Raw genomic sequence first — 26153 nt, forward strand, 5'->3', positions numbered from 1 at the left:
ATCGTGGACAAAGCCTGGGTAGGTGACGGGGCGACTGGACCCCGGGGACTGCGAGAAGGCGCGTATTTTAGCAGGACGACGTGGTGGAGCCGTTTTTTGGTTGTTTTTTGTCGTGGTCCAACACAGAAGACCAACCTACCCCGCCGGCGCCCGCAGAGCCGCCAAGGGCGCATTCACCACGTCCCCTAACCGCTCAGCCAGGGAGTACCGCGCCATATACCGCCGAAAGTGCGCCAGGAACGCCTCTTCCGCAGGGGCCAGACGGCGCTCCTTGTGCCACATCAGGTACAGATCGATGTCGGCAACGCCTTCCTCTGGTGGCAAGCGCCACAAACGTTGCTGCGCGACATCATCCGCCACGATGTGCTCCGGCAGACAGCCAATCCCATACCCCGCAAAAACCAGCCGCTTGATCTCATCCAGACTCGGCGAGGTGGCGACAATGCGCCCCGTGAATCCCTGCTGATCCCGAAACACCGCCAGCGGCGACAGCGCATCACCGAGTTGATCGCTCATGAACGAGACAAAGTTCTCGCCCAGCAGATCACTGAGCGACAACCCCATGCGCCCAAAGAGGCGGTGATGCCGCCCGCAGAAAACGGCATAGCGCTGGCGCAGGAAGAGTTGACGCTCCAGCTTGTCGATCGGTGTGCGGCACAAGCTCAACCCGATGCCCGCGCGCTTCTGTGCGAGCGCATCAAGGATGTCTGCGCTGCGCATCACCTCTACCTGCAGATCGACGCGCGGGTGATGCCGATGGAACGCCGCCAGGCATTCGTCGTATACGCCCGAGTGAATGCGGCTGACCGTCAGCAGATGGAGCACGCCGCTCACATCGCCCTCCCGCTCGCCGAGCTCTGAACCCAGGCGCGCAACGTTGCCGTAGACGTCGGTGGCGATGCGCAGCACATCCTCACCAGCGCGCGTGAGACGGAAGTGCGCGCCGCGCCGCTCGATCAGCGTGTGGCCGAGTTGATCCTCGAGCCGCCGCAGCGCCAGGCTCACGGCCGGCTGCGTGATGTGCAGCCGCACCGCCGCGCGGCTGATGCTGCGCTCGTGGACGATGGTCAGGAAGGTGCGCAGCAGGTTCCAGTCGAGCCGGTCACTGACGAGGGCCGGATCAAGAGAAGACGGGTCCATGTCGGGAATATGAGTCAAATTTATACAAAGAATAAGTATTCAGAATTTGACTAATACCCGTCAACCGGCAATAAACACACATCCGCCGCCTCGATGCGGCGGGCTAAAGAACACACACATTTGTGAGGAGCCTACCCATGCAACCGTCTCACCCTGGCGGGCGTCAGCCTGCGCGCGCGGCCACCGCCGCCTTTGTCGGCACCATGATCGAGTGGTACGACTTCTACATCTACGCCACCGCCGCCGCGCTCGTGTTCGGGCCACTGTTCTTCCCGGGTGGCGATCCGTTCCTCAGCACGCTCGCATCGTTCGGCACGTTTGCCGTGGGCTTCTTCGCGCGGCCGCTGGGCGGCATCGTGTTCGGTCATTGGGGCGACCGCATCGGCCGCAAGAAGGCGCTGATGATCACGCTCACGATGATGGGCCTGGCGACCATCGGCATTGGCCTGCTGCCGACGCATGCGACGGCGGGTGCCCTGGCGCCCGTGCTGCTGGTGCTGCTGCGCGTGGTGCAAGGCATCGCGGTCGGCGGCGAATGGGGCGGCGCGGTGCTGATGGCGGGCGAACACGCGCCCAAGGGCCGTCGCACGTTCTTCGCGTCGTTCGCGCAACTCGGTAGCCCGGCTGGGTTGATCCTGTCGCTGCTGGCTTTCCGCCTGGTCACGTCAATGGAGCGCGATGCGTTCATGGACTGGGGCTGGCGCTTGCCCTTCCTTGCCAGCGCGGTGCTGCTGGTGGTGGGCGTGGCGATCCGCCTGGGCGTGAACGAGTCGCCCGAGTTTGCGCAGGTGCAGGCACAGCGCAAGACGGCCAAGCTGCCGATCGCCGAGGTCTGGCGCACGGCGCGGGTGCCGGTGCTGCTGTGCATCGGCGCCAATACCATCGGCATCGCGGGCGTGTACTTCACCAACACGTTCATGATCGCTTACACGACGCAGTACCTGTCGCTGTCGAAGACGCTGATCCTCGATTGTCTGTTTGCGGTGGCGTTCATCCAGTTCCTCGCGCAGCCACTGGCGGCGTGGGCGGCCGAGAAGCTCGGCGGGGCGCGCTTCCTCAAGTTGATGGCGCTGCTGGCGATGGCCTCGCCGTATCCGATGTTCCTGCTGGTGCAGACGCGCCAGGCGCCGTTGATGGTGCTGGGCATTGCACTGGCCGTGGTGTGCATGGCGAGCTTCTATTCGGTCATCGCCGGCTTCGTGTCGGGCGTGTTCGAAACGCGCGTGCGGTACTCGGCGATCTCGCTGTCATACCAGGTGTGCGGCGCGGTGGCGGGCGGGCTCACGCCGCTGGTGGGCACCATCCTCGCGCAGCGCTTCCATGGCGAATGGTGGCCGCTGGCGGTGTTCTACACGCTGCTCGCCGGTGTGTCGCTGCTGTGCATCGTTGGCATCGATGCGCGCCAGCGCGGCCGCGCCATGGCCGCCGATGTCGATGCCGTGCAGGCCTGAAGTTGCCACCCCGTCTCTTCCCTAACCTGCTTTACCCATGCTGACGTTCTTCCATCCGGAACAGCTCCTGCACCATCCGCAGAGCTACTACTCGCGCGGCAAGATGCGCACGCCGCAGGAGGTGCCCGAACGGGCGCGCAACCTGCTGCAGGCCGCGCATGATCTCGGCTTCGCCATCACACAGCCCGAAGACCACGGCATCGCGCCGCTGGTCGCCGTGCACGGCGAACCCTATCTGCGCTTCCTGCAGGACGCCCACACTGACTGGCGCCGCCTGCCCGAAGACTGGGGCGACGAGGTGATGTCCAACATCTTCGTGCGCGAGCCCAATGCGCTGCGCGGCGTGCTGGCCCAGGCCGCGCGCTACCTGGCCGATGGCAGTTGCCCGGTGGGTTCCAACACGTGGCGGTCGGCGTATTGGTCGGCACAAAGCGCGGCGGCCGGAGCGCAGGCCATCCTGAGCGGAGAGCGATTCGCCTATGCGCTTTGCCGCCCGCCCGGCCACCATGCACGCCGTGAAGCCGCCGGCGGCTTCTGCTACCTGAACAACGCCGCCGTCGCCGCACAGGCATTGCGTGCCAAGTTCAAGCGTGTCGCCATCCTCGACACCGACATGCACCACGGCCAGGGCATCCAGGAGATCTTCTACGATCGTGCCGATGTGCTCTACGTCTCCATCCACGGTGATCCGACCAACTTCTACCCGGTCGTCGCCGGCTTCGATGACGAGCGCGGCGCAGGCGACGGCCTTGGCCTGAACGTCAACCTGCCGATGCCGCATCGCTCGCCGGAATCGGTATTCTTCGACAAGCTGGGCGAGGCGCTTGCGGCGCTCGAACACTTCCAGCCCGATGCACTGGTGCTGTCGCTTGGCTTCGATATCTACCGCGAAGACCCGCAATCGCAGGTGGAGGTATCGACCGACGGCTTCGGCCGCCTGGGCACCGCCGTTGGCGCACTTGGTCTGCCGACGCTGGTCGTCCAGGAAGGTGGCTACCACCTCCCCACCCTGGCGAAAAACGCCGCCGCGTTCTTCGGCGGCCTTCGTCCTGCCGGCTGACCCCTGCCACCTGGGTGCAGACATCGTTTCAGCAAATTCGATGTTTGCGCCCACTTACTTTAAGGCCAAGGCGTTTCATACGTTCTCCTGGCTGCCTCTCCTCGTCTAGAGGGCTTGCTCGAATTGGGAACTTTACGTTTTCAAACGTCTGTTCCTAACATGCCCGGGCAAACCCATACACATGTTTGAATCGTGCGTTAGATCGCTGCAACGCAGCAATCGATGCGATATCAGACCCAAAAAAACGAGGTAGGAGACATGGGACGTCCTGGAGCAGGAGACACCAAGGGCCGCATTCTGGAAGCCACCGAACTGCTGTTCATCGAGTTCGGTTATGAGGCGATGTCGTTGCGGCAGATCACTGCGCGCGCCAAGGTCAATCTGGCAGCGGTCAACTATCACTTCGGCAGCAAGGAAGCGTTGATGCAGTCGGTGCTTGGCCGCCGGCTCGATCCGCTCAACACGCGCCGCCTGGCGCTGCTGACCGCCTGTGAAGAACGTTGGACAAAGGAGCAGCTCACCTGCGACCACGTGCTCGGCGCGCTGTTCGTGCCGGCGCTGCAGATGGCGCGCAACCCCGATACGGGCGGTCCGGCCTTCCTGCGGCTGATGGGCCGCGTGTATTCCGATACCTCGCCGTTCGTGCAGAGCTACCTGCTCGGCCACTATGCGCCGGTGTTCGACCGTTTCTTCGAAGCCTTCTCGCGGGCGCTGCCGCACTTGCCGCGCGCCGAACTTGGCTGGCGCCTGCACTTCGCGCTCAAGGCGCTCGCGGGCGTGCTGGCCGGTGATGACCTCAACAACCTGGTGCCGCTGTTCACGCAGGGCAAGCCGATGAACGATGCTTCGCTGCTGGCGCGCCTGACCGCGCTGGTGGTGGCCACGCTCAATGCCCCGCTGCCCGGCGAGGCCGGCGCGCTCGACCAGGTGGTCGAACTGGCCGAAGCGCAAGTGCCCTCGCCAGTGCCGCAAGCCGACGACGCAGTCAGCGGCAACGACAGCGGCAATGGTCACGGCAACTCGGGCCGCCAGGCCGGCCATGGCAACGGCCGCGCGCCCGAACGCAACACGACACCTGCCACCGCCTCGCCCTTCTCCGGCGACCTGTTCGGCCGCACGCCCGGCACACGGGCCAACGCTGCCAATGCTGCAGACGAGCACGACGACCTTACGGCCGACGAGCACGACAGCCACGACGGCACCTCCGCCGCGCCGACCGCGCGCACCCGGGCACTGGCCATTCGCCGCAGCAATGCTGCGCGCGCCATCTTCCCGGCCAACCCGATGCGCCCCTGGCGCAGCCCGGGCGCCTGAGCACGCAAGCCACTCCCGCGCGCAGGCACGGGAGTCGCTGCGCGTTCGGTAGGTGCCGCATGCCCAGCGAGCCCATCCATTGAATGGAGACCCTCATGACGATGATCTGGATCGTCCTGCTTTGCATCGGCGCGCTTGCGCTCGCCAGCATGGAAGCCTCGGCGTTGATCTGGTTGGTTGCCACCGGGGCGTGGCTTGCGGCAGGTGCGTGGCTCGGCCTGGCTGGCCCAGTGATGACCACGGTACTCGCCATCGTTTTCGTGTTGCCCGCGCTGGTGCTCACGCTCAAACCGCTGCGCCGTGCGCTGATCACGCGCCCGGTGCTCGCGATGTTCCGCAAGATCATGCCGGAGATGTCGCAGACGGAACGCGACGCCATCGAAGCCGGCACCGTGTGGTGGGATGCCGAACTCTTCTCCGGCCGCCCGGACTGGAAGCGACTGCTCTCCGCCCCCCAGCCGCGCCTGTCGCCCGAGGAGCAATCGTTCCTCGACGTGGAAACCGAAAAGCTCTGCGACCTCGCCAACGACTGGGAAAGCACGCAGATCTGGCAGGACATGTCGCCCGAGGCGTGGGCCTATGCCAAGCAGGCCGGCTTTCTGGGCATGATCATCCCGCGGGAGTACGGCGGCAAGGGCTTCTCGGCCTATGCGCACTCGCAGGTGGTGATGAAGCTGGCGACGCGCTGCTCGGCCGCCACCGTATCGGTGATGGTGCCCAACTCGCTGGGCCCGGCGGAGCTGCTGCTGCACTACGGCACAGAGGCGCAGAAGAACCACTACCTGCCGCGCCTGGCACGCGGTGAGGAGATCCCCTGCTTTGCGCTGACCAACGCGTATGCCGGTTCCGATGCCGCCGCCATCCCCGACGTAGGCGTGGTCTGCCGCGGCATGCACGACGGGCGCGAAACGCTGGGCTTTCGCGTGACCTGGAGCAAGCGCTACATCACGCTCGGCCCCATTGCCACGGTGCTGGGGCTGGCTTTCCGCGCGGTCGACCCCGACGGGCTGCTTGGCGATGACAGGGAACCCGGCATCACCTGCGCGCTGATCCCGACCCAGCACCCGGGCGTGAACATCGGCCGCCGCCACTGGCCGCTGAACGCGGTGTTCCAGAACGGCCCGAACTCGGGCAAGGACGTATTCATCCCGATCGACTGGGTGATCGGCGGGCGGGCGCAGGTCGGGCGCGGCTGGCGCATGCTGATGGAATGCCTGGCGGCTGGACGCGCGATCTCGCTGCCGTCGTCCAACGTGGGGCTGGCCAAGCTGGCCGTGCGCAGCACCGGCGCCTATGCTGCCGTGCGCCGCCAGTTCCGCACGCCCATCGGCAAGTTCGAGGGCATTCAGGAAGCGCTGGGCCGCATGGGCGGCAACCTCTACATGATGGATGCGACGCGGCGCCTCTCCGCGCTCGCCGTGGACCTGGGCGAGAAGCCGTCCGTCATCTCCGCCATTGCCAAGTACCACGTGACCGAACGCGCCCGCGACGTCGTCAACGACGCGATGGACATCGTCGGCGGCAAGGGCATCTGCATGGGGCCGAACAACTTCCTGGCACGCGCCTATCAGCAGGTGCCGATCGCCATCACGGTGGAAGGCGCGAACATCATGACGCGCTGCCTGATCATCTTCGGGCAGGGCGTGATCCGCTGTCATCCGTACGTACTGCGCGAGATGACGGCCGCGCAAGGGGCAGACTCGCCCGAGACGGTGCGCGCGTTCGATGCGGCGCTATTCGGTCACGGCGCCTTCATCGCCGGCAACTTCGCGCGCGCGCTCCTGCATGCGCTGACGGGCGGACGGATGGCGGCGGCACCGTCGAGTGCCGCGCCGGACATGCAGCGCTACTACCGCGCCGTCAACCGCTTCTCCACCGCGCTGGCGTTGTTGTCGGATGTGTCGATGTTCACGCTGGGCGGCACACTCAAGCGCCGCGAGAGCATCACCGGGCGGCTGGGCGACATCCTCTCGCAGCTCTACCTGATTTCGTCTGCACTCAAGCGCTTCGAAGACGAAGGCCGGCCGGCCGAGGACGCGCCGCTGGTGCACTGGTCGGTGCAGGATGCGCTGGTGAAGGCGCACGATGCGCTCGATGGCGTGCTGGCGAACTTCCCGAACCGTGGCGTAGCCGGGCTGCTGCGTGCGCTGATCTTTCCGTTCGGCGCGGCGTATCGCAAGCCCTCGGACGCACTGTCTGCGCAGGTGGCCGAGTTGATGCAGACGCCCGGCACCGCACGCGATCGCCTGCTGGCCGACTCGTACTGCCCGACGCCAGACATCGACCCGATTGCCTACGGCGAGGAAGCCTTCCGCCTGCAGCCGGCCGTGGACGCGATCGAGCAGCGCTTGAAACCTGTCATCCGCGAAGGCAAGCTGCCGCCCGTGCCGCAAAGCCTGCCCGACTTCGAGGCGTGGACCGCGCAAGCCGTGGCACAGGGCCTCATCAACGAAGGCGAACGCAAGCAGCTTTGCGACTACGCGCGCTATGGCGAACACGCCGTCGCCGTGGACGACTTCCCGCCCGACTTCAACCTGCTGGCCGACCTGCAGCGCCGCAAGGATGCGCTGGATGCTTTGCAGGCCACAGAACGTCGCGCGGCCTGATCAACGACAACAGCAACGATGCAAGACAAGTACCTCGATTTCGTCGGTTCCGGTTTCGGTAAATGGCTGTCAGCCAACCTAGGCTTGCCGCAGCCCGTGCCGCTACGCCGCTATCGCGCGGGGGAGCCGGAGTTCGTCGGCCCCTTCCTGGTGGGTGCTGCGCCGGGCGGCACGATGCGCGAGACGCTCGCCGCGCTGTTCGCCGAGATCGGCACGCCGACGCGTTTTCATGAAAGCGATCCCGAATGGCTCAATGCTGCTAGTCGTCATGGGCAAATCACGGGGCGCTTCGTCGCGCCCACGGGCAAGGAAGGCGACGCATTCGACCGCATCGGCGGCATCGTCTTTGACGCGACGGGCATTGCGTCGACTGAAGACCTGGATGCGCTGTACCACGTGTTCCACGACGGCGTGCGCGCCATCGGCCGCTGCGGGCGCGTGGTGGTGATCGGCCGTCCGCCCGAGGATTGCAAAACGCCGAAGGCCGCTATCGCCCAGCGTGCGCTCGAAGGGCTGACGCGCTCGCTGGGTAAGGAGATCCGGCGCGGCTGTACGGCGCAGCTCGTCTACGTGGCAGAGGGCGCGGAGAATGTGGCTGCCTCGACGTTGCGCTTTCTGCTGTCGGCGCGCTCGGCCTACGTGTCGGGGCAGGTGGTGCGTGTGCGGCCAGCCACGGCGGTTTCCATGGATTGGCAAAAGCCACTGGCCGGGCGCACCGCGCTGGTGACGGGCGCCTCGCGCGGCATTGGCGCGGCCATCGCGCACGTGCTGGCGCGCGATGGCGCACGTGTGCTGTGCCTGGATGTACCGGCTGCGCAGGAAGGACTGAACGCCATCGCACAAGAGATCGGCGGCGAAGCGCTGGCCTATGACATTGCCGCACCGGAAACGCCCACTCAGCTTGCGCAGCAATTGGCGGCGGCCGGCGGCATCGACATCCTCGTTCACAACGCCGGCATCACGCGTGACAAGACGATTGCCCGCATGACCGAAGCCGCCTGGCGCAGCGTGCTCGACATCAACCTCACCGCGCAGTTGCACATCAACGATGCACTGCTGGCGGCCAACGCGCTACATGCAGGCAGCGCCATCGTCTGCGTGTCGTCCATCAGCGGCATTGCCGGCAACCTGGGGCAGACCAACTACGCGACGTCCAAGGCGGGCGTCATCGGCCTTGTGCAAGCGAGCGCTCCGCTGTTGGCCGAACGCGGCATCACGATCAACGCCGTCGCGCCGGGCTTTATCGAAACGCAGATGACGGCGGCCGTGCCCTTTGCCATCCGCGAGGCGGGCCGCCGCATGAATGCAATGAGCCAGGGCGGCCAGCCGGTCGATGTGGCGGAGGCGATTGCGTGGTTTGCGTGCCCGGCATCGAACGGCGTGACGGGCAACGTCGTGCGCGTGTGCGGGCAAAGCCTGTTGGGGGCCTGAGACGATCATGCGCGCTGCCGCCGTACCTGCCCTGCCCGCTCCAATGATCCCGGCACAAACGCTGGTGACCGAGCCGCCCTCGCCGGGCGCGTTGGCGTGGCGGGCACTGCTGTCGCAGCGCAAGGGCAAGCGCGGCGGGCCGCTGCCGCGCCACACGCTGGTGCGCCAGGAGGCGCCGCTCGATGCCGAGCACATCGCGCAGTACGCAGCGGTCTGTGGCTTCTCGCCCGCGCATGGCGTGCCGATGACGTATCCGCACCTGCTGGGCTTTCCGCTGCAGCTCATGCTGATGACGGAGCGCGCATTTCCGTATCCGGTGATCGGCCTGGTGCATCTGTGCAACACGATCCGCCAGCACCAGCGCCTGCAGGCCGGCGAGCGCGTGCGCGTGGAGGTGCGTCCGCGCCGGCTGTTCCAGCATGCGCGCGGGCAGGCATTCGCCATCGAAACGGCCATTATCAGGGCGGGCGCGGTGGTGTGGGAATCGCTCTCGACGTATCTGCGCATCGGCGTACCTTCGCCGCAGGGCGCACCACTGATCGCGCTGCCGACCGCGCAGGACCTTACCCCCGACGGCCATTGGGATGCCCCCGCCGACACCGGCCGCCGCTACGCCCGCGTGTCGGGCGACTGGAACCCGATTCACGTATCGAACATCGGCGCGAAGCTGTTCGGCTTTGCGCACCCGATTGCGCATGGCATGTGGACCAAGGCGCGGGCCCTGGCCACGCTGCTGCCGCCCGCGCCGCTCACGCAGGGTGAGGTGGTGGCCGAATTCAAGACGCCGCTATCACTGCCGGGCAGCGCCACGCTATGGCAGCCCATTGCTCAGGCCAACGATGCCGCGCCGGGCTGCCCCTTCGAGGTGCGCAACACGACCGGCGACAAACCGTATCTGCGCGGCGTGCTGACGCTGGCACAACTCAACACCGGAGACTGATTCCATGCTCGTCAACGCGCAGGTGCGCCGCGTCGCCATCCTCGGGGGTAACCGCATTCCGTTTGCCCGCTCGAACACGGCGTACGCCACGGCGTCGAACCAGCAGATGCTGACCGCCGCGCTGCAGGGCCTGATCGACCGGTTCAATCTGCACGGCCAGCGCCTGGACGAAGTCGTGGCCGGCGCGGTCATCAAGCACGCACGCGACTTCAACCTGACGCGCGAGTCGGTGCTCTCCACCACGCTGGCCAAACAGACGCCCGCATACGACGTGCAACAGGCGTGCGGCACGGGGCTGGAAGCGGCCATCCTGGTTGCCAACAAGATTGCGCTTGGGCAAATCGACGTGGGCATCGCGGGCGGCACGGATACGACCTCCGACGCGCCCGTCGGCCTGAACGAGAAGATGCGCAAGATCCTGCTGGAGGCCAACCGTGCCAAATCGGCCGGCGCGCGCATCAAGGCGCTGGCGGGGCTGCGGCCGTCGATGTTCGTGCGCCCGCTGCTGCCGCGCAACAGCGAGCCGCGCACGGGCCTGTCGATGGGCGAGCATTGCGAGCTGATGGCCAAGCGCTGGGGCATTCGCCGCGAAGACCAGGATGCCCTCGCCCTGCGCAGCCACCACAACCTCACGGCCGCCTATGAGCGCGGCTTCTTCACCGACCTGATGACCGCCCATCTCGGGCTGGACCGCGACAACAACCTGCGCAGCAATCTCACTGCAGATCAACTTGCCAAGCTGCAGCCGGTGTTCGACCGCAGCGCCACCGGCACGCTCACCGCCGGCAACTCGACGCCGCTCACGGATGGCGCGTCGTGCGTGCTGCTAGCCAGTGAAGACTGGGCACGCGCCCACAACCTGCCCGTGCTCGCCTACATGACCTGCGCGGACACAGCCGCCGTCGATTTCTTCAGCGGCACGCCTGAGCAGAACGAGGGGCTGCTGATGGCGCCAGCGTATGCCGTGTCGCGCATGCTCCAGCGCGCGGGCCTGACGCTGCAGGACTTCGACTTCTACGAGATCCACGAAGCCTTTGCCGCCCAGGTGCTGTGCACGCTGGCGGCCTGGGAATCGCCCGAATACTGCCGAGAGAAGCTCGGCCGCAACACGCCGCTCGGCAGCATCGACCGCAGCAAGCTCAATGTGAACGGCAGCTCGCTCGGCACCGGCCATCCGTTTGCCGCCACGGGTGGGCGCATCGTCGCCTCGGCGGCCAAGCTGCTGGCGCAGCGCGGCGGCGGGCGCACGCTGCTGTCGATCTGCGCGGCCGGCGGACAAGGCGTGGTCGCCATCCTGGAACGACCTGAACAGATGACGCACTGAACCACCCGGGCCACAACGGGAACGGCCCGATCCCCAAACCCGCGCGGCACATAACGACACCACGCCGCGTTTTTCATGGACGGAGACACCATGAACACCGTTGCCGACCTCAACAGCCTCGCCGACCGCATCTGGTTGAAGTCGTATCCCGAAGGCGTGCCCGCCGAAATCGACCCCGACCGCTACCACTCGCTGGCCGAGGTGTTTCGCGAATCGGTAGAGAAGTACCGCAACCGCGTCGCCTATGTGAGCGTCGGCACCGAAATGACCTATGCCGAATGCGAGGCAAAGGCCAAGCACTTCGCGGCATGGCTGCAATCGCGGGGCGTGAAGAAAGGCGACCGTGTGGCGATCATGCTGCCCAACAGCCTGCAGTACCCGGTGTGCCTGTTTGGCACGCTGCTGGCCGGCGCCATCGTCGTCAACGTCAACCCGCTGTACACGGTGCCGGAGCTGGCGCACCAGCTACGCGATTCGGGTGCCCAGACCATCGTGGTGCTGGAGAACTTCGCGCGCACCCTGGAGCAGGCGCTGCCGGGCACCCAGGTGCGCAACATCGTACTCACCGGCATCGGCGATCTGATGGGCGGCACCGTCAACCTCAAGGGCCGCGCGCTGAACTTCGTGATGCGCCACGTGCAAAAGCAGGTGCCGCCGTACAAGCTGCCCGCTCCTGTCTGGCTGCGCGACGCTTTGGCCACGGGACGTGCCCGTGCGCCGCAGCAGGTGTCGCTGGCGCCGGAAGACATTGCCTTCCTGCAATACACCGGTGGCACCACGGGCGTGGCCAAGGGCGCGATGCTCACCCACCGCAACATCATCGCCAACCTGCTGCAGGCAGAGGTCTGGTCCAAGGGCATGCTCTCGGATGAAGCGGAGACCAACGTCACACTGCTGCCGCTGTATCACATCTTCTCGCTCACGGTGAACCTGCTGATGTTCATGACCATGGGCGGGCGCAACATCCTGATCGCCAATCCGCGCGATACCAAGCGGGTGCTGTTCATTTTGCGCAACGAGCGCTTCTCGGGCATTGCCGGCGTCAACACGCTGTTCCATTCGCTGCTGGAAGACCCCGAGTTCGCCAAGCGCGACTTCTCGGCCATGAAGATCACCATTGGCGGTGGCATGGCCGTGCAGCGCGCGATCGCGCAGCGCTGGCAACAGGTGACGGGCCACACCATTGTCGAGGGCTATGGGCTGACGGAATGCTCGCCCGTGGTGTCGATGAACCCGCCGCAGATCACGGAGTTCACCGGCACGATCGGGCTGCCGGCACCGTCCACCGAGGTGCGTTTCAAGCGCGACGACGGCAGCGTTGCCCCGCTGGGCGAGCCGGGCGAGCTGCAGGTGCGCGGGCCCCAGGTGATGCGCGGCTACTGGCAGCGCCCGGAAGACACCGCCCGCGCCATCGACACCGACGGCTGGTTCTCCACCGGCGACATTGGCGTGATGGACGCCAACGGCTACATCCGCCTGATCGACCGCAAGAAGGACATGGTTCTCGTCTCGGGCTTCAACGTGTACCCCAACGAGATCGAAGACGTGGTCGCGCTGCACCCCGAGGTGCTGGAGGTGGCGGCCATTGGCGTGCCTGACCCGGTGGCAGGCGAACGCGTGAAGATCATCGTGGTGCCGCGCACCGGCGCGCTGACCGAGGCGGCACTGCTCGAACATTGCCGGGCCCACCTGACCGGCTACAAGATGCCGCGCATCGTCGAGTTCCGCCACGAAGAGCTGCCCAAATCCACCGTGGGAAAGATCCTGCGCCGCGAACTGCGCGACGCCGATCCCGACATCCAGCGCGCCCGCGCCCAGGCGCAGCAGTAGCGACCACAACCGCACAGGAGATCCGTATGCAACTGCGAACCCTTGCCCTCGCGACGGTGCTTGCCTGGAGCGCCGCCGGCTGGGCCCAGACCCCCGACACCTCTGCGCCAGCAGCCGCAGCGAGCACGCCAACCACTGCACCGGCATCGCAGTCCGCCGCCATCACGGGCTTTGCCGCCATGGATATTGCCCGGCAGACCGCCTGGCTCGACAGCCAGGTGCGCGCCAACGCGTTCGGCGGATGGTCCGACGACGACATCCTCGCCATGGCCCAGGCGATGAAGCCCGAAACGCTCGTGCGCTGGCTGCAGGAGGGCGTCGCCAAACTGCCCGAATACGAATACCGCATGCGCCGCCAGGAGCGCGTGAAAGACCAGTGGCAGACCCAGCCTGCCCGCATGGAGATCCGCTACCGCCATGCACCGCGCCAGGTCTATGCGCGCTGGCTCAAGGGCGGCGCGCATGCCGGCCAGGAAATCATCTATGACGAGACCGTGCGCAAGGATGAGATGTATGGCCACCTGGGCGGCATCATCGGCTTCGTATCGATCTGGAGCGCGCTGGACGGGGCGCTGGCCAAATCGCAGTCGAACCATACGGCGCGCGAGTTGGGGCTGCAGTTCATCGTCGATACGCTCGCGCGCGACGGGCGCGCCCACGCGGCGGCCGGTGGCAGCGGCAAGTTCAGCGAGGCCAAGATCGTGACCGAAGACGGCGAACGCATGCTGCGCCTGACGTGGGATACGCCCAGCGGCCCGCCCGCGTTCTACGCCAAGCGCGTGCGCCTGTATTTCGACCTCAAGAACCCCTGGGTGCGCGTTGAGGAATCGTGGGATGCGTCGGGCAATCAGCTCGAGAAAATCGTCATCGAAAGCGTCACGCGCAAAACGTGGAACGACCAGACCTTCAACCCCAAGAACCCGGAATACAAGTTTTGAAGCCCCACCCGCAGACCGTTGTGCACCAAGGCTCCGCCGCCTGGCGGACGGTATCAAACAGGACTAGGGGAAACCCCTGTTGTGTGCGTACCAGCTAGAGGAAAGCTTCGGTGAGCGCAGCGAAAACGCTGCGTTATGCTGCGGAAACAAATCGCCACACCTCGGCGAAATAACTATCACATCCAGAGAGACAACCACATGAACCGCTCCACCCGCCGCTTTGCCGCAGCACTCGCCTGCGCTGCCTGCACCCTTGCAGCCCCGCTTTCGCACGCACAATCGACTTCCGATACCGGCTCCACCGGTGGTGGCGGTTTCAGCAGCTTCATGGACAACTACGTCTGGGGCCGCAATGTCATGGCGGTGGGCTGGTTCTACATCCGCCCGATGGACTCGGCCTCGCCGCTGACCACCACCACCAGCGCGCTGGGCCTGGGCACATACCAGTCGCCGGGCACCGACGTGAAGGTCAGCAACGCCAATACGCTGTCGGTCACGTTCACGCACTTCTTCGACGACAACTGGGCCGGCACATTCGTTGGCGGTGTGCCGCCCAAGTTCAACCTGTACGGTAGCGGCAACGTGATCGCGCCGGTGCCGGTCATCGGCCCGCTCACGCTGATCAACCTGGGCCTGCCGCAGAACAACCCGATCGCCTCGGTGCGTGAATGGAGCCCGGCCATCCAGGCCGAGTACCACTTCGGCACGCCGCAGAACAAGCTGCGTCCGTTCGTTGGCGTGGGTGTCAGCTACAACTTCTTCACCAACCTGCGCCTGAACTCGAACTTCGTGAACGCGATGCAGAACCTGGGCCAGGTGCTGCAGTTGGGCATGGGCCAGGTGCCGACCGGCCCGGCCAAGGTATCGGCGGAAACGTCGAGCTCGTGGACGCCGGTCGCCAGCGTGGGCGCGTCGTACGAGTTTGCCAAGAACCTGTTTGTCACCGGCACGGTGTCGTACCTGCCGCTGAAGACCACCTCGACCATCACCATCCGCAGCCAGCAGGGCCAGGTGCTGGCGGTCAACAAGACCGACATCAAGGTCGACCCGATCGTGTTCGGCCTGAACGTGGGTTACAAATTCTGAGCCAAGCCGGTCCCGCGCAAGAACGCCACCTCTGGGTGGCGTTTTTCATTGCAGCGTGACCCGATATGATGACGGGGTTTTGCGACCGATTCCCACTCGATTCCGATTTCGCCATCCTGTCTCGTCATCCATGACCCAGCCTTCCATCGCCATCGTCGGAGCCGGCATTGCCGGTGTTGCCTGTGCCAATGCGCTCGCCGCGGAGGGCATCGCCACCACTGTCTATGAACGCGCGGGCGGCGTCGGCGGCCGGCTGGCCACCACTGTCCTGCCCGAGGGCGCTCCGGCGTATGTGTTCGACCATGGCGCGCAGTCGTTCAACGTGCGCAGCGAGGCCTTCCGCCGCGCGGTGGACGCAGCCCGCCGGCAGGGCTCGGTGCTGCCGTGGCCCGCTCGCTGGGGCCACCGCGTGGCCGGCGCCTTGCAGCCCGATACACGCGACGAAACCCGTTACGTCGGCCTGCCCGGCATGGGGGCACTGGTGCGCAGCCTGGCCGCGCCGCTGGACGTACGTTTCGGCCACGCCGTCACGCGCGTGGTGCATGAGGGCAAGCACTGGACCATCGAGCGCGACCGCGCCGACGTGGCGCACGCCGACGTGCTCGTGCTGGCCCTGCCCGCGCCGGAGTTGCCGGCGCTGTTCAGCGGCGTGGCACCCGCCTCGCTGCAGGCGGCCATCGCGCCGGTGCGTTACGCGCCCTGCTGGGCGCTGATGATGGGCTTTGCGCAGCCGCTGGACCTGCCCTACGACGGCATCCGCATCGACGACGACATGCTCGCCTGGGCCGCACGCGACAACACCAAGCCGGGCCGGGTGATGGTCGATGAATCGTGGGTCGTGCATGCATCGCCGGACTGGTCGGCCGCGCACGCCAAGGACACGCCCGAACAAGTGCTGCACGCCATGCATGCCCGCTTCGCCGAGGCGTTCCCGGGCACACCCGAGCCCGATGTGATGGCCGCTCATCTTTGGCCACACGCATTGGTGGAACACTCGGCGGGCACGCCCTGCCATTGGGACGCCGCCGCCCGCCTGGGCGCCTGCGGCGACTGGTGCGAAGGCCCGCGCGTGGAAGCCGCCTTCCTGAGCGGTGTGGCACTGGCCGCAAAGATCGCCGAAGCGCTATAAGAGTTCGGCCCGGAACGCTACAATACCGGGTTGTCTCGTGTTTCGTGTGCCGGGTCGCTCACCCGGTGATGGCTTATCCCCTGACGACGCCATGCGCACCCGACGCCAAGTCCTCTCCCTAGCCTTTGCCGCCGCTGCTGCGGTTGCATCGGCGCCGCTGCTGTCCGCCCATGCGCAGGTCCTGCGCAACATTCCGGCGACGGCCCCGGCTGCCCAGTTGACCGTCAATTCGGTCAACACCGGCACGCTGAGCACCGGCAGCACTGGCCTGGTCAGCATCCTGCTGTTCGGCTTCGGGACCAGCAAGGCGGATATCCGCTTCGCCCCGGGCGTGCGGATCCTGTCGTTGGACGGGCGCCTGATACCGACCGGCTCGGTCGTCGGTCAGACGTTCAAGGTGCGCTATCAGCTCGACCTGTACCAGCAGTTGCTGACAGCGTGGGTTGTCAGCGACGACGACTACAAGGCCGCGGTCGCCGCCCAGTCCCAGGCGCAATCGCAGTCCCAGTAGCCCCAGTCGCTCAAGTCGCCAGAAAGCCCCGCGAAACACGTGCCCCCAGGTCAACCACTGTGAACGGCACATGAAAAAAGTCTTCATCAAAACCTACGGCTGCCAGATGAACGAGTACGACTCGGACAAGATGTCCGACGTGCTCAACGCGGCTGAAGGTCTCGTCCCCACCGACACGCCCGAAGATGCGGACGTGATCCTCTTCAACACATGCTCCGTGCGCGAAAAAGCGCAGGAGAAAGTGTTCTCCGAGCTTGGCCGCGTGAAAGCACTGAAGGCGCTCAAACCGGACCTCGTCGTTGGCGTGGGTGGCTGCGTGGCCAGCCAGGAAGGCGCCTCCATCGTGGCGCGCGCGCCCTATGTGGACGTGGTGTTCGGCCCGCAGACGTTGCACCGCCTGCCTGAGCTGATCGCGGCGCGGCGCCGCACGGGCCGCTCGCAGGTTGACGTGTCCTTCCCCGAGATCGAGAAGTTCGACCATCTACCGCCCGCACGCGTGGAAGGCGCGACCGCGTTCGTGTCGATCATGGAAGGCTGCTCGAAGTACTGCAGCTATTGCGTGGTGCCCTACACGCGCGGTGAAGAAGTCTCGCGCCCGTTTGACGATGTGCTGGCCGAAGTGGCCGGCCTGGCCGAACAGGGCGTGCGCGAAGTCACGCTGCTGGGTCAGAACGTCAACGCCTACATCGGCAAGATGGGTGACACCAGCGAGCGCGCGGACTTCGCCCTGCTGCTCGAATACGTGGCCGAGATTCCGGGCATCGAGCGCATCCGCTACACGACCAGCCACCCGAAGGAATTCACCTCGCGCCTGATAGAGGCATACGCCACCAATCGCAAGCTGGTCGACCATCTGCACCTGCCTGTGCAGCACGGCTCAGACCGCATCCTGATGGCGATGAAGCGCGGCTACACGGTGCTCGAATACAAGAGCATCATCCGCAAGCTGCGCGCGATCCGGCCGAACATCTCGGTCGCCACCGACTTCATCGTCGGCTTCCCGGGCGAGACCGATGCGGACTTCGCCAAGACGATGGACCTGATCCACGAGATCGGCTACGACAACTCGTTCAGCTTCATCTACAGCCCGCGTCCCGGCACGCCAGCCGCCAACCTGCACGACGACACGCCGCACGCCGTCAAGCTGGAGCGCCTGAAGCTGCTGCAGTCGACCATCGATGCCAACATGGTGCGCATCAGCGAAGGCATGGTCGGCAGCGTGCAACGCATCCTGGTCGAAGGCCCGTCACGTAAGGATCCGACGGAGCTGCACGGCCGCACCGAGAACAACCGCGTGGTCAACTTCGCCCTGCCCGACCTGCCGCAGGCGCGCCGCGACCAACTGGTCGGGCAGATGCTGGACGTGCGCATCGTGCATGCGTACCCGCACTCGCTGCGCGGCGAGGTGGTCGTCGATGCCGACAACACGGCCCACTAATTCGATACGCCCGATACACACCCTGTGATGAAACCCACCACCGCTGAATTCGTCGCGCCCAAGAACGACAACGCGCGCCTGCAGAACCTGTGCGGGCCGCTGGATGAGAACCTGCGGCAGATCGAACAGGCACTGGACGTGACCATCAGCCGGCGCGGCAGCAAGTTCACCGTGCGCGGTGCCAACGCACAAGGCGCGGCCAATGCGCTGGAGACGTTCTACAACACCGCACGCGAGCCGCTGTCGGTCGACGACATCCAGCTCGGCCTGGTCGAGACCCGCCAGGTTGCCGCACATGGGGCCTACCTGCCTGAATCGGGCCTCGATACACCCGATGGCAACGATCTGTCGCCGGTGCTGCATACGCGCCGCACCGACCTGCACGGCCGCACGCCGATGCAGCGCGAGTATCTGCGCAACATCCTCTCGCACGACCTGTCGTTCGGCATCGGCCCGGCGGGTACGGGCAAGACCTACTTGGCCGTGGCCTGCGCCGTGGATGCGCTCGAGCGCGACGCCATCAAGCGCATCGTGCTGACGCGCCCAGCGGTGGAAGCCGGCGAGCGCCTGGGCTTCCTGCCGGGCGACCTTGCGCAGAAGGTGGACCCGTACCTGCGCCCGCTGTACGACGCGCTGTACGACCTGCTCGGCTTCGACAAGACGCAGAAGATGTTCGAGCGCCAGATGATCGAGATCGCGCCGCTGGCGTACATGCGCGGACGCACGCTCAATCACGCCTTCATCATCCTGGACGAAGCGCAGAACACCACGCCGGAACAGATGAAGATGTTCCTCACGCGGATCGGCTTCGGCTCCAAGGCGGTGATTACCGGCGACACCACGCAGATCGACCTGCCGCGCGGCCAGAAGAGCGGCCTGATCGAAGCACAGCACGTGCTGCGCGACGTGCGCGGCGTGGCGATGACGCGCTTTACCAGCGTCGACGTGGTGCGGCACCCGCTGGTGGCGCGCATCGTCGAGGCCTATGACGAATTCCATGCCCAGCATAAAGACGCTTAAGGACGCCTGACCGTGGCTAAAGCCAAGACCAAGAAAACCCAAACCACTGCTCCCGCCGCTCATGGCCCACGCGTCGACGTGTTCGACGCCAAGGGCAAGCCGAAGACGGTAGACGCCAGCGCCCTGCGCATCGCCTTTCCGGACGGCCGCAGCCTGATCGTGAGCCTGCCGGATACGGCGGACGGCGCCATCACGCTGGTGGCCGAACATTCCGATGCGAACACGCATGCCATGCTCGCGCTGCGTCCCGAGCACCACGACAGCATCACGCTGCGCATCGAGACCGTTGAAGCCGAGCCAGCAGAAGCCGCCGAAGCCAGCGTGGACGATGAAATGGCCGGCGCCGAGATGCTCACACTCGACCTGACCGTGCAGCACGGCGACGAGATCAAGGCCGCCGCCCGCAAGGCGCTGCCGAAACAGAAAGACATTGAAGCGTGGATCGCGCCGGCGCTGTTTGCCGATGCTCAGCTCAACGTGCGCTTTGTCGGCGAAGAAGAAGGCCGCACGCTCAACCGCACATACCGCGGCAAGGACTACGCCACCAACGTGCTGACCTTCTCTTACGCGGAGACCGAGGAAGACCCGGTCTCGGCCGACATTGTGCTGTGCTGCCCGGTGGTCGAGAAGGAAGCCAAGGAACAAGGCAAGCCGCTGCAGGCGCACTACGCGCACCTGATCGTGCACGGCGCGCTGCACGCCCAGGGCTATGACCACGAAGACGCGGCTGAGGCTGAAGAGATGGAAGGCATCGAGACCGAGATCCTCGGCGAACTCGGCTTTGCCGATCCGTACGCGAGCCGCTGAAGCCGACCCGCATCAAGCCTGACTCAGCCTTAAGCGCCGGCCTCGTGCCGGCGTTTTTCTTGGCGCGCACTGCATCGACCGACGCAGTGCTTCACGCCTGAATCAACCCGATATTCCGCAAACCCAATAATCATAAGGGTTTGCAGGATCCCTCCGCCATTCGGCGCATGGCCGCGCCGGTCGAACCGCCCATGCGCCCCGCATCGGCCGTCAGCCATCCGGCACCCACCCCGCTCTCCATACGGCGCATGGGCTTTGCCGTGGCGATTTCTATCCTCGAGACATAAGCCGCCACTCGAGCGCGCTCAATGAACGTCGCCGCTAACAGGCGTCACGGGCCAACCCGCGCACAGACGGCACGGCCCCGCGGGGAGGTCATCATGCGTCAACGTTTCATGGACAGCATTCCATGGACCACGCTGCTCGTCGGCGTGGGTGTCGGTACCGCGCTTGCGGTCACGCCCAAGATTGCCCACGCCGATCATCGGCAATCGTGCTACGCGGGCATCGTTGTCGTGTTCGACGGCGCGTGGCATCCGGGCGCGGTGGTCGGCTGCCGCACTGTCAATGTTTCAGGCAGCAACAGCGTCGTCGGCGCGGAAGTGAACCTGATGATCGCGCAGGGCACCGTCCGGCCGCGTGTGCAGGCGGTGGTCGGCAGCACCAGCGTGCAGGCGCTCATCGGCGGCGGCTACGATTTCGCGAGCAGCAAGGCCCTCGTGGGCGCTGGCGTCACCGGCGACCACTGGCTCGGCGGCGTGGACATGGAGATCGCCGGACGCTGGACGGCCTATGCCGGTGCAAGCACGCTGGGCCGGTATCACGGCAACTCGCAGGATCCCGTCGTGACACCCGCGCCGGCTCCGGTGGCCAACAACGTGACGCCGCCACCCCCAACGAACAACAACACGCCAGCCCCCGCACCGGCACCCGGCAAGTCGCCTAGCCCTAGCCCTAGCCCTAGCCCAACGCCCAGCCCGGCTCCCGGCGCGACGCCGAGTCCGAGTCCGAGTCCGAGCCCGAGCCCGAGCCCGAGCCCGAGCCCGACGCCAACTCCAACTCCAACTCCAACTCCAACTCCAACTCCAACTCCAACTCCAACGCCAACGCCGACGCCGACGCCGACGCCGACACCAACCCCAACCCCAACCCCGACGCCGGCACCTGGCGGTGGGCACCACCATGGGCACGACCACGGTCATCATGGCAGCCACGGCGGAGACCACGATCACGGTGGCGACCAAGGCGGCGGCGAGCATGACCATGGTGGCGACGGAAACCACGGTGGCGATCATGACCACGGCGGTGGCAACGGTGGTGGAAATCATGAACACGGCGGCGATCACGACCGCGGTGGCGGTGACGACAGCCATGGTGGCGATTCCGGCAATCACGGACACCATGGCAACCACCACGGCGATAGTGACGACCACAACCATGCCGGCCACGACAACGGCAATCAGAAAGACAAGGGCAATCACCAAGGCCAGGACAGCGGCAGCAACGGTGACGACGAGCATGGTGGCGACGGCCACCAGGGCAAGGGAACCGACGAGGGCGGCGGGAAAACCGGTGACGACGGTCACCACGACGGTGGCAAGGACGGCAGCGACTGACCGCTTCCCCCTCGGCAGAGCGCGCGCCGGGCCACCCGGGCCGGCCTCTTGAGGTGAAATAGAACGCACTTCAGGAGGCCCGCTACCCACCTCACACCCCACTGGAGGGCGGCCACCACCCTATCGCCGCGTCATCGGGGCGGCTGACCTTTTGGTGTATGCTGGGCCGGTGTTTAACGACGCGCGACCGCGCCATGAATGATCCGTATCCCAGTCCGAAGCCAGCCGACAAACCCCGCTCGCTGCTGGAACGCCTGACCGACCTCATCTCGCCCGAGCCCGAATCGCGGGCCGAGCTGCTCGAAATTCTCCAAGACGCGCACGCGCGCAGCCTGATCGACGCCGACTCCCTGTCGATGATCGAAGGCGTCTTCCAGGTCTCGGACCTGTGCGCACGCGACATCATGATCCCGCGCGCGCAGATGGACGCGCTCAACATCGCCGACGCGCCGTCAGAATTCATCCCCTTCGTGCAGGAAGCCGCGCATTCGCGCTTCCCCGTCTACGAAGGCAGCCGCGACAACATCATCGGCATCCTGCTCGCCAAGGATCTGCTGCGCTTCTATACCGATGAAGACTTCGACGTGCGCGACATGCTGCGCCCGGCCGTGTTCATCCCCGAATCCAAACGACTGAACGTGCTGTTGCGCGACTTCCGCGTCAACCGCAACCACATCGCCATCGTCGTCGATGAATACGGCGGCGTCGCCGGCCTCATCACCATCGAAGACGTGCTGGAGCAGATCGTCGGCGACATCGAAGACGAATACGACTTCGACCAGGAAGAAGACAACATCCTGGCCACCGCCGACGGCCACATGCGCGTGCGCGGCCTGACCGAGATCAGCCAGTTCAACGAAGCCTTCGGCACGCACTTCTCCGACGAAGACGTCGACACCATCGGCGGGCTGCTGGCGAATCACCTGGGCCGTGTGCCGCACCGGGGCGAAAAGATCGTTCTGGGCACATTGCAGTTCGATGTGCTGCGCGGCGATGCACGGCAGGTGCAAGTGCTGCTGGTGCGCCGTCTCGCCGCGCCAGTTGGCGGCAGCGCCCCGGCCACCTCCTCCGGTTCCAACCCCGCCTGATTCTTCCGTGCCTGCTCAGTTCTCCTCCCCTGCCGCCGCATCGTCCCGCCGGCAGGACACCCAGGTTGTGCCGCTCGCGCGGCTTCGCTTCGCCATGCCGCTGGCGGCGCTACTGGGCGTCATGCATACGCTGTCGTTCGCGCCCAACCACTGGTGGTGGCTGCAGATCCTGTCGCTGACAGGGCTCGCGGCGCTGGTGCAGCGCGCGCCGCGCCTCAGGGATGCCGCCTGGCTCGGCTATACCTTCGGGCTTGGCTGGTTCCTCTCGGGCGTCTGGTGGCTCTACATCAGCATGCACGTGTACGGCGACATGCCGGCATGGATGTCGGCGCTGGCGGTGCTGCTGTTCTCGGGCTATCTGGCATTGCATCCGGCACTGGCGGTGTGGGCGTGGCAGTGGCTCACGCGGCGCCGTCGTTGGTCGGGGGGCGGATCGGCGCTGGTATTCGGCGCGGCGTGGGCGATCACGGAATGGCTGCGCGGCACGGTGTGGACGGGATTTCCCTGGATCAACGGCGGCTATGCACACACCGACGGCCCGTTGGCCGGCTACGCGCCGCTGGTAGGCGTGTACGGCATCGTGCTGATCGCCGCCGTGCTGGCCGGCCTGCTGTGCGTGGCCGCCGAGCGCCGCCTGCACTGGCTGACGGCCATCGTGGGCGCCATTGTGCTGGTGGCCGGCTGGCCGCTTCACGGCATCGCGTGGACGCAACCCGTGGGCAAGCCAATCTCCGTGCGCCTTCTGCAGGGCAACGTGCCGCAGGACGTGAAATTCCAGCAGACCGGCATCGAGCATTCGCTTGAGCTGTACACCAAGCTGGTGACCGAGCAGCCCGCGCAACTGGTGATCACGCCCGAAACGGCCTTCCCGATCATGATCCAGGACATGCCGCAAGAGATCGCGCTGGCCATTCGCAAGTATGTGGATACCACCGGCTCCAGCGTGCTGTTCGGTGCTGCCAGCGAGGATTCGCGCGTCGACTACACCAACAGCGTGTTCGGGGTTGGGCCACAGTTCCAGGGTGTGTACCGCTACAACAAGCACCACTTGGTGCCCTTCGGCGAGTTCATCCCCTTCGGCTTCCACTGGTTCGTCAACATGATGAACATGCCGCTGGGAGACTTCCGGCGGGGCCAGCTCGTGCAGCCACCCATGCCCGTTGCGGGTCAGTATCTTGCGCCCAACATCTGTTACGAAGACTTGTTTGGCGAAGAGATTGCCGCCTCGCTGCGCTATGCGGAGCAGCCGGCCACCATGCTCGCCAATACGACCAATCTGGCGTGGTTTGGCGACACGATCGCGTTGGACCAGCACCTGCAGATCTCGCGCATGCGCGCGCTGGAAACCGGCCGCCCGATGCTGCGCGCCACCAATACCGGCGCCACTGCCGTGGTGCGCCCGGACGGCAGCGTGCAGGCACGCCTGCCCGTCTTCACGCTCGGCACGCTGGCCGCCGAGGTACAGGGCACGCAGGGCCTGACGCCGTTCGTGCGCGCGGGCAACGCGCCGGCGCTGGGCGTTGGCATGCTGGTGCTGCTGGCCGCATTCGTGCGTCGCCGCCGGGCACAAGCCAACTGATCGATCCTTGCCTGGCGACTTTTCAGCCACTTTCCAGAGCGGCTGACAAAAAACGCTAAAATTCAATGTTTTACGGCGGGCACGCTGCCATGCGCATGCGTGCCCGCCGCTGCATTCCACCGCCGCGCGGCGCCCTGAGTCGTTTGGCACCGCTGCGGACCAACGGGACCCACCATGCTTACCTTCCAGCAACTCATTCTCAAGCTGCAGTCGTACTGGGACGCCCAGGGCTGTGCCCTGCTGCAACCGATCGACCTCGAAGTCGGCGCCGGCACCTCGCACGTGCACACGTTCCTGCGCGCGATCGGTCCCGAGCCGTGGCGTGCCGCCTATGTGCAACCGTCGCGCCGCCCCAAGGACGGCCGCTACGGCGAGAACCCCAACCGCCTGCAGCACTATTACCAGTATCAGGTGGTGCTCAAGCCGGCGCCGGAGAACATCCTCGACCTGTATCTCGGCTCGCTGGAAGCGCTGGGCCTGGACCTGAAGCAGAACGACGTCCGCTTTGTGGAAGACGACTGGGAGAACCCCACGCTCGGCGCCTGGGGCCTGGGCTGGGAGGTGTGGCTCAACGGCATGGAAGTCACGCAGTTCACGTATTTCCAGCAGGTCGGCGGCCTGGACTGCAAGCCCGTCACCGGTGAGATCACCTACGGTATCGAGCGTCTGGCGATGTACCTGCAGCAGGTCGAGAGCATCTACGACCTGGTCTGGACCGAGTGGGAAGAACCCGGCCCCAACGGCCCCGTCAAGCGCCGCCTGACCTACGGCGACGTCTATCACCAGAACGAAGTCGAACAATCGACTTACAACTTCGAGCAGGCCGACACCACCGTGCTGTTCCGCCGCTTTGCCGAGCACGAAGCCGAGGCCAAGCGCCTGATGGGCGTGCGCGAAGAAGGCGCTGCGGATGACGGCACGCCGGTCGTGCGACTCGCCCTGCCCGCCTATGAGCAAGTGCTCAAGGCCGGCCACACGTTCAACCTGCTGGATGCGCGCGGCGCCATTTCGGTGACGGAGCGCGCGGCCTACATCGGCCGTATCCGCAACCTGTCGCGCCTGGTCGCGCAGGCCTACTACGACTCGCGCGAGCGCCTGGGCTTCCCGATGTGCGGCACGGCTGCCGCTGCCACGGAGGCCGCATGACGGCCACACGGGTCCAAGCCGCACGGCGTGGGCTGGCCATGCTGACGGCGGCATCGATCGCCTCGCTGGCGATGCCCGCGGGCATCGCACAGGCGGCGCGGCATCGTGCATCCAAGCCGACATCGACGGAGAAGATCTTCGTCGTGCCCGACAATCTGGCGCAGCTCTGCGTGGCCGATTCCAAGCCGCTGCAGCAGGCGTTGGGCGCGCAGTGGACGCCGGCTCCGCCGTCGCTCGACCAATGGACGAGCCTGGTACGCACCATGGCCTGCGACCTGTCCGGCGCGCGGGATCTCGGCTGGCATCGCGTGCCGCTGCGGACGTACGCCACCGCCCTGCGCTTCCCGCTCAGCTGGGTCGAATGGCAAGGCTCTGGGGCAAAGGCGCAGCGCCGTACACGCGTGTTCCGCTCGTCGGCCCAGATGCCGAGCCGGCTGGAATTCAATGTGTCCGGCACGCTGCAGGAAGTGCGCTACGACGCGCGACGCGGCCTGCTGTCGGCCCGTTTCCTGCGCCGCGATGCTGCCCTGCCCGGCACCAACCCGGCGCCGATCGCGCCACCGCCTCCGCCTGGCCAGTGCGCCGGCACGCAGTTGCAGTTCCAGCAGCAGAACGGCGTATGGCTGCTCTCGGGCGTGGAGCCCGTGCCCGGATCGCCCTGCTAACCATTCCGTAACCGCCGCACGCAAGAAGACCTGA

General features: G+C 66.2%; 21 protein-coding genes. 20 read left to right on the top strand and 1 reads right to left on the bottom strand.

Features of this window, described 5'->3' with window-relative positions; all coding sequences use genetic code 11:
• Nucleotides 1-135 precede the first annotated feature (135 nt).
• Complete coding sequence (locus tag B4F51_RS04405) at nt 136-1140, bottom strand: LysR family transcriptional regulator (protein WP_296223874.1); 1005 nt, start codon at nt 1138-1140, stop codon at nt 136-138.
• Between the two features lie 137 nt (nt 1141-1277).
• On the opposite strand from B4F51_RS04405, the gene B4F51_RS04410 reads away from it, so the two are divergent.
• The 20 genes from B4F51_RS04410 to B4F51_RS04505 all read left to right on the top strand — a co-directional run bounded on the left by B4F51_RS04410 (nt 1278) and on the right by B4F51_RS04505 (nt 26119).
• Entirely contained in the window at nt 1278-2591 is a 1314-nt protein-coding gene (locus B4F51_RS04410) for an MFS transporter (protein WP_296223875.1), read from the top strand.
• A gap of 37 nt (nt 2592-2628) precedes the next feature.
• A complete protein-coding gene (locus B4F51_RS04415; RefSeq protein ID WP_296223876.1) occupies nt 2629-3651 on the top strand; it encodes a histone deacetylase family protein in 1023 nt (340 codons plus the stop codon).
• A 258-nt stretch (nt 3652-3909) separates the two neighbouring features.
• Complete coding sequence (locus tag B4F51_RS04420; RefSeq protein WP_296223877.1) at nt 3910-4965, top strand: TetR/AcrR family transcriptional regulator; 1056 nt, start codon at nt 3910-3912, stop codon at nt 4963-4965.
• A 95-nt stretch (nt 4966-5060) separates the two neighbouring features.
• The gene (locus B4F51_RS04425) at nt 5061-7571 is read left to right on the top strand and encodes an acyl-CoA dehydrogenase (protein ID WP_296223878.1); all 2511 of its coding nucleotides are present in this window, start codon (nt 5061-5063) and stop codon (nt 7569-7571) included.
• An 18-nt stretch (nt 7572-7589) separates the two neighbouring features.
• Nucleotides 7590-9002: a 3-oxoacyl-ACP reductase gene (locus B4F51_RS04430; protein WP_296223879.1), complete on the top strand. Its 1413-nt coding sequence runs from the start codon at nt 7590-7592 to the stop codon at nt 9000-9002.
• Between the two features lie 7 nt (nt 9003-9009).
• Nucleotides 9010-9942 carry a MaoC/PaaZ C-terminal domain-containing protein gene (locus tag B4F51_RS04435; protein WP_296223880.1) on the top strand — a complete coding sequence of 311 codons (933 nt, stop codon included), beginning with the start codon at nt 9010-9012 and terminating at the stop codon, nt 9940-9942.
• A gap of 4 nt (nt 9943-9946) precedes the next feature.
• The gene (locus B4F51_RS04440; protein ID WP_296223881.1) at nt 9947-11266 is read left to right on the top strand and encodes an acetyl-CoA C-acetyltransferase; all 1320 of its coding nucleotides are present in this window, start codon (nt 9947-9949) and stop codon (nt 11264-11266) included.
• A 90-nt stretch (nt 11267-11356) separates the two neighbouring features.
• Nucleotides 11357-13096: an AMP-binding protein gene (locus tag B4F51_RS04445; protein ID WP_296223882.1), complete on the top strand. Its 1740-nt coding sequence runs from the start codon at nt 11357-11359 to the stop codon at nt 13094-13096.
• 26 nt (nt 13097-13122) lie between these two features.
• On the top strand, nt 13123-14034 hold the full coding sequence (locus B4F51_RS04450; RefSeq protein ID WP_296223883.1) for a DUF1571 domain-containing protein: 912 nt from the start codon (nt 13123-13125) through the stop codon (nt 14032-14034).
• 198 nt (nt 14035-14232) lie between these two features.
• On the top strand, nt 14233-15120 hold the full coding sequence (locus B4F51_RS04455; RefSeq protein ID WP_296223884.1) for an OmpW/AlkL family protein: 888 nt from the start codon (nt 14233-14235) through the stop codon (nt 15118-15120).
• A gap of 130 nt (nt 15121-15250) precedes the next feature.
• Nucleotides 15251-16249 carry an NAD(P)/FAD-dependent oxidoreductase gene (locus B4F51_RS04460; RefSeq protein ID WP_296223885.1) on the top strand — a complete coding sequence of 333 codons (999 nt, stop codon included), beginning with the start codon at nt 15251-15253 and terminating at the stop codon, nt 16247-16249.
• Nucleotides 16250-16340: 91 nt separating this feature from the next.
• On the top strand, nt 16341-16760 hold the full coding sequence (locus B4F51_RS04465; RefSeq protein ID WP_296223886.1) for a hypothetical protein: 420 nt from the start codon (nt 16341-16343) through the stop codon (nt 16758-16760).
• Nucleotides 16761-16830: 70 nt separating this feature from the next.
• Nucleotides 16831-18198, top strand: coding sequence for a tRNA (N6-isopentenyl adenosine(37)-C2)-methylthiotransferase MiaB (miaB, locus tag B4F51_RS04470; RefSeq protein WP_296223887.1), 1368 nt, complete (start codon nt 16831-16833; stop codon nt 18196-18198).
• A 27-nt stretch (nt 18199-18225) separates the two neighbouring features.
• Nucleotides 18226-19218 (top strand): PhoH family protein, encoded by a 993-nt coding sequence (locus B4F51_RS04475; RefSeq protein WP_296223888.1) that lies wholly within the window; start codon nt 18226-18228, stop codon nt 19216-19218.
• A gap of 12 nt (nt 19219-19230) precedes the next feature.
• Nucleotides 19231-20025, top strand: a complete 795-nt coding sequence (gene ybeY / locus B4F51_RS04480) for an rRNA maturation RNase YbeY (protein WP_296223889.1) — start codon at nt 19231-19233, stop codon at nt 20023-20025.
• A 380-nt stretch (nt 20026-20405) separates the two neighbouring features.
• Nucleotides 20406-21641, top strand: a complete 1236-nt coding sequence (locus tag B4F51_RS04485) for a hypothetical protein (protein ID WP_296223890.1) — start codon at nt 20406-20408, stop codon at nt 21639-21641.
• 194 nt (nt 21642-21835) lie between these two features.
• On the top strand, nt 21836-22729 hold the full coding sequence (locus tag B4F51_RS04490; protein WP_296223891.1) for an HlyC/CorC family transporter: 894 nt from the start codon (nt 21836-21838) through the stop codon (nt 22727-22729).
• A 67-nt stretch (nt 22730-22796) separates the two neighbouring features.
• Nucleotides 22797-24308, top strand: coding sequence for an apolipoprotein N-acyltransferase (lnt, locus tag B4F51_RS04495; protein WP_296223931.1), 1512 nt, complete (start codon nt 22797-22799; stop codon nt 24306-24308).
• 174 nt (nt 24309-24482) lie between these two features.
• Nucleotides 24483-25454, top strand: a complete 972-nt coding sequence (glyQ, locus tag B4F51_RS04500) for a glycine--tRNA ligase subunit alpha (protein WP_296223892.1) — start codon at nt 24483-24485, stop codon at nt 25452-25454.
• Entirely contained in the window at nt 25451-26119 is a 669-nt protein-coding gene (locus tag B4F51_RS04505; protein WP_296223893.1) for a hypothetical protein, read from the top strand. The genes glyQ and B4F51_RS04505 overlap by 4 nt, the downstream gene beginning before the upstream one ends.
• Nucleotides 26120-26153: the final 34 nt, after the last annotated feature.

Source organism: Ralstonia sp. UBA689, from assembly GCF_002298975.1.
GTDB lineage: Bacteria > Pseudomonadota > Gammaproteobacteria > Burkholderiales > Burkholderiaceae > Ralstonia.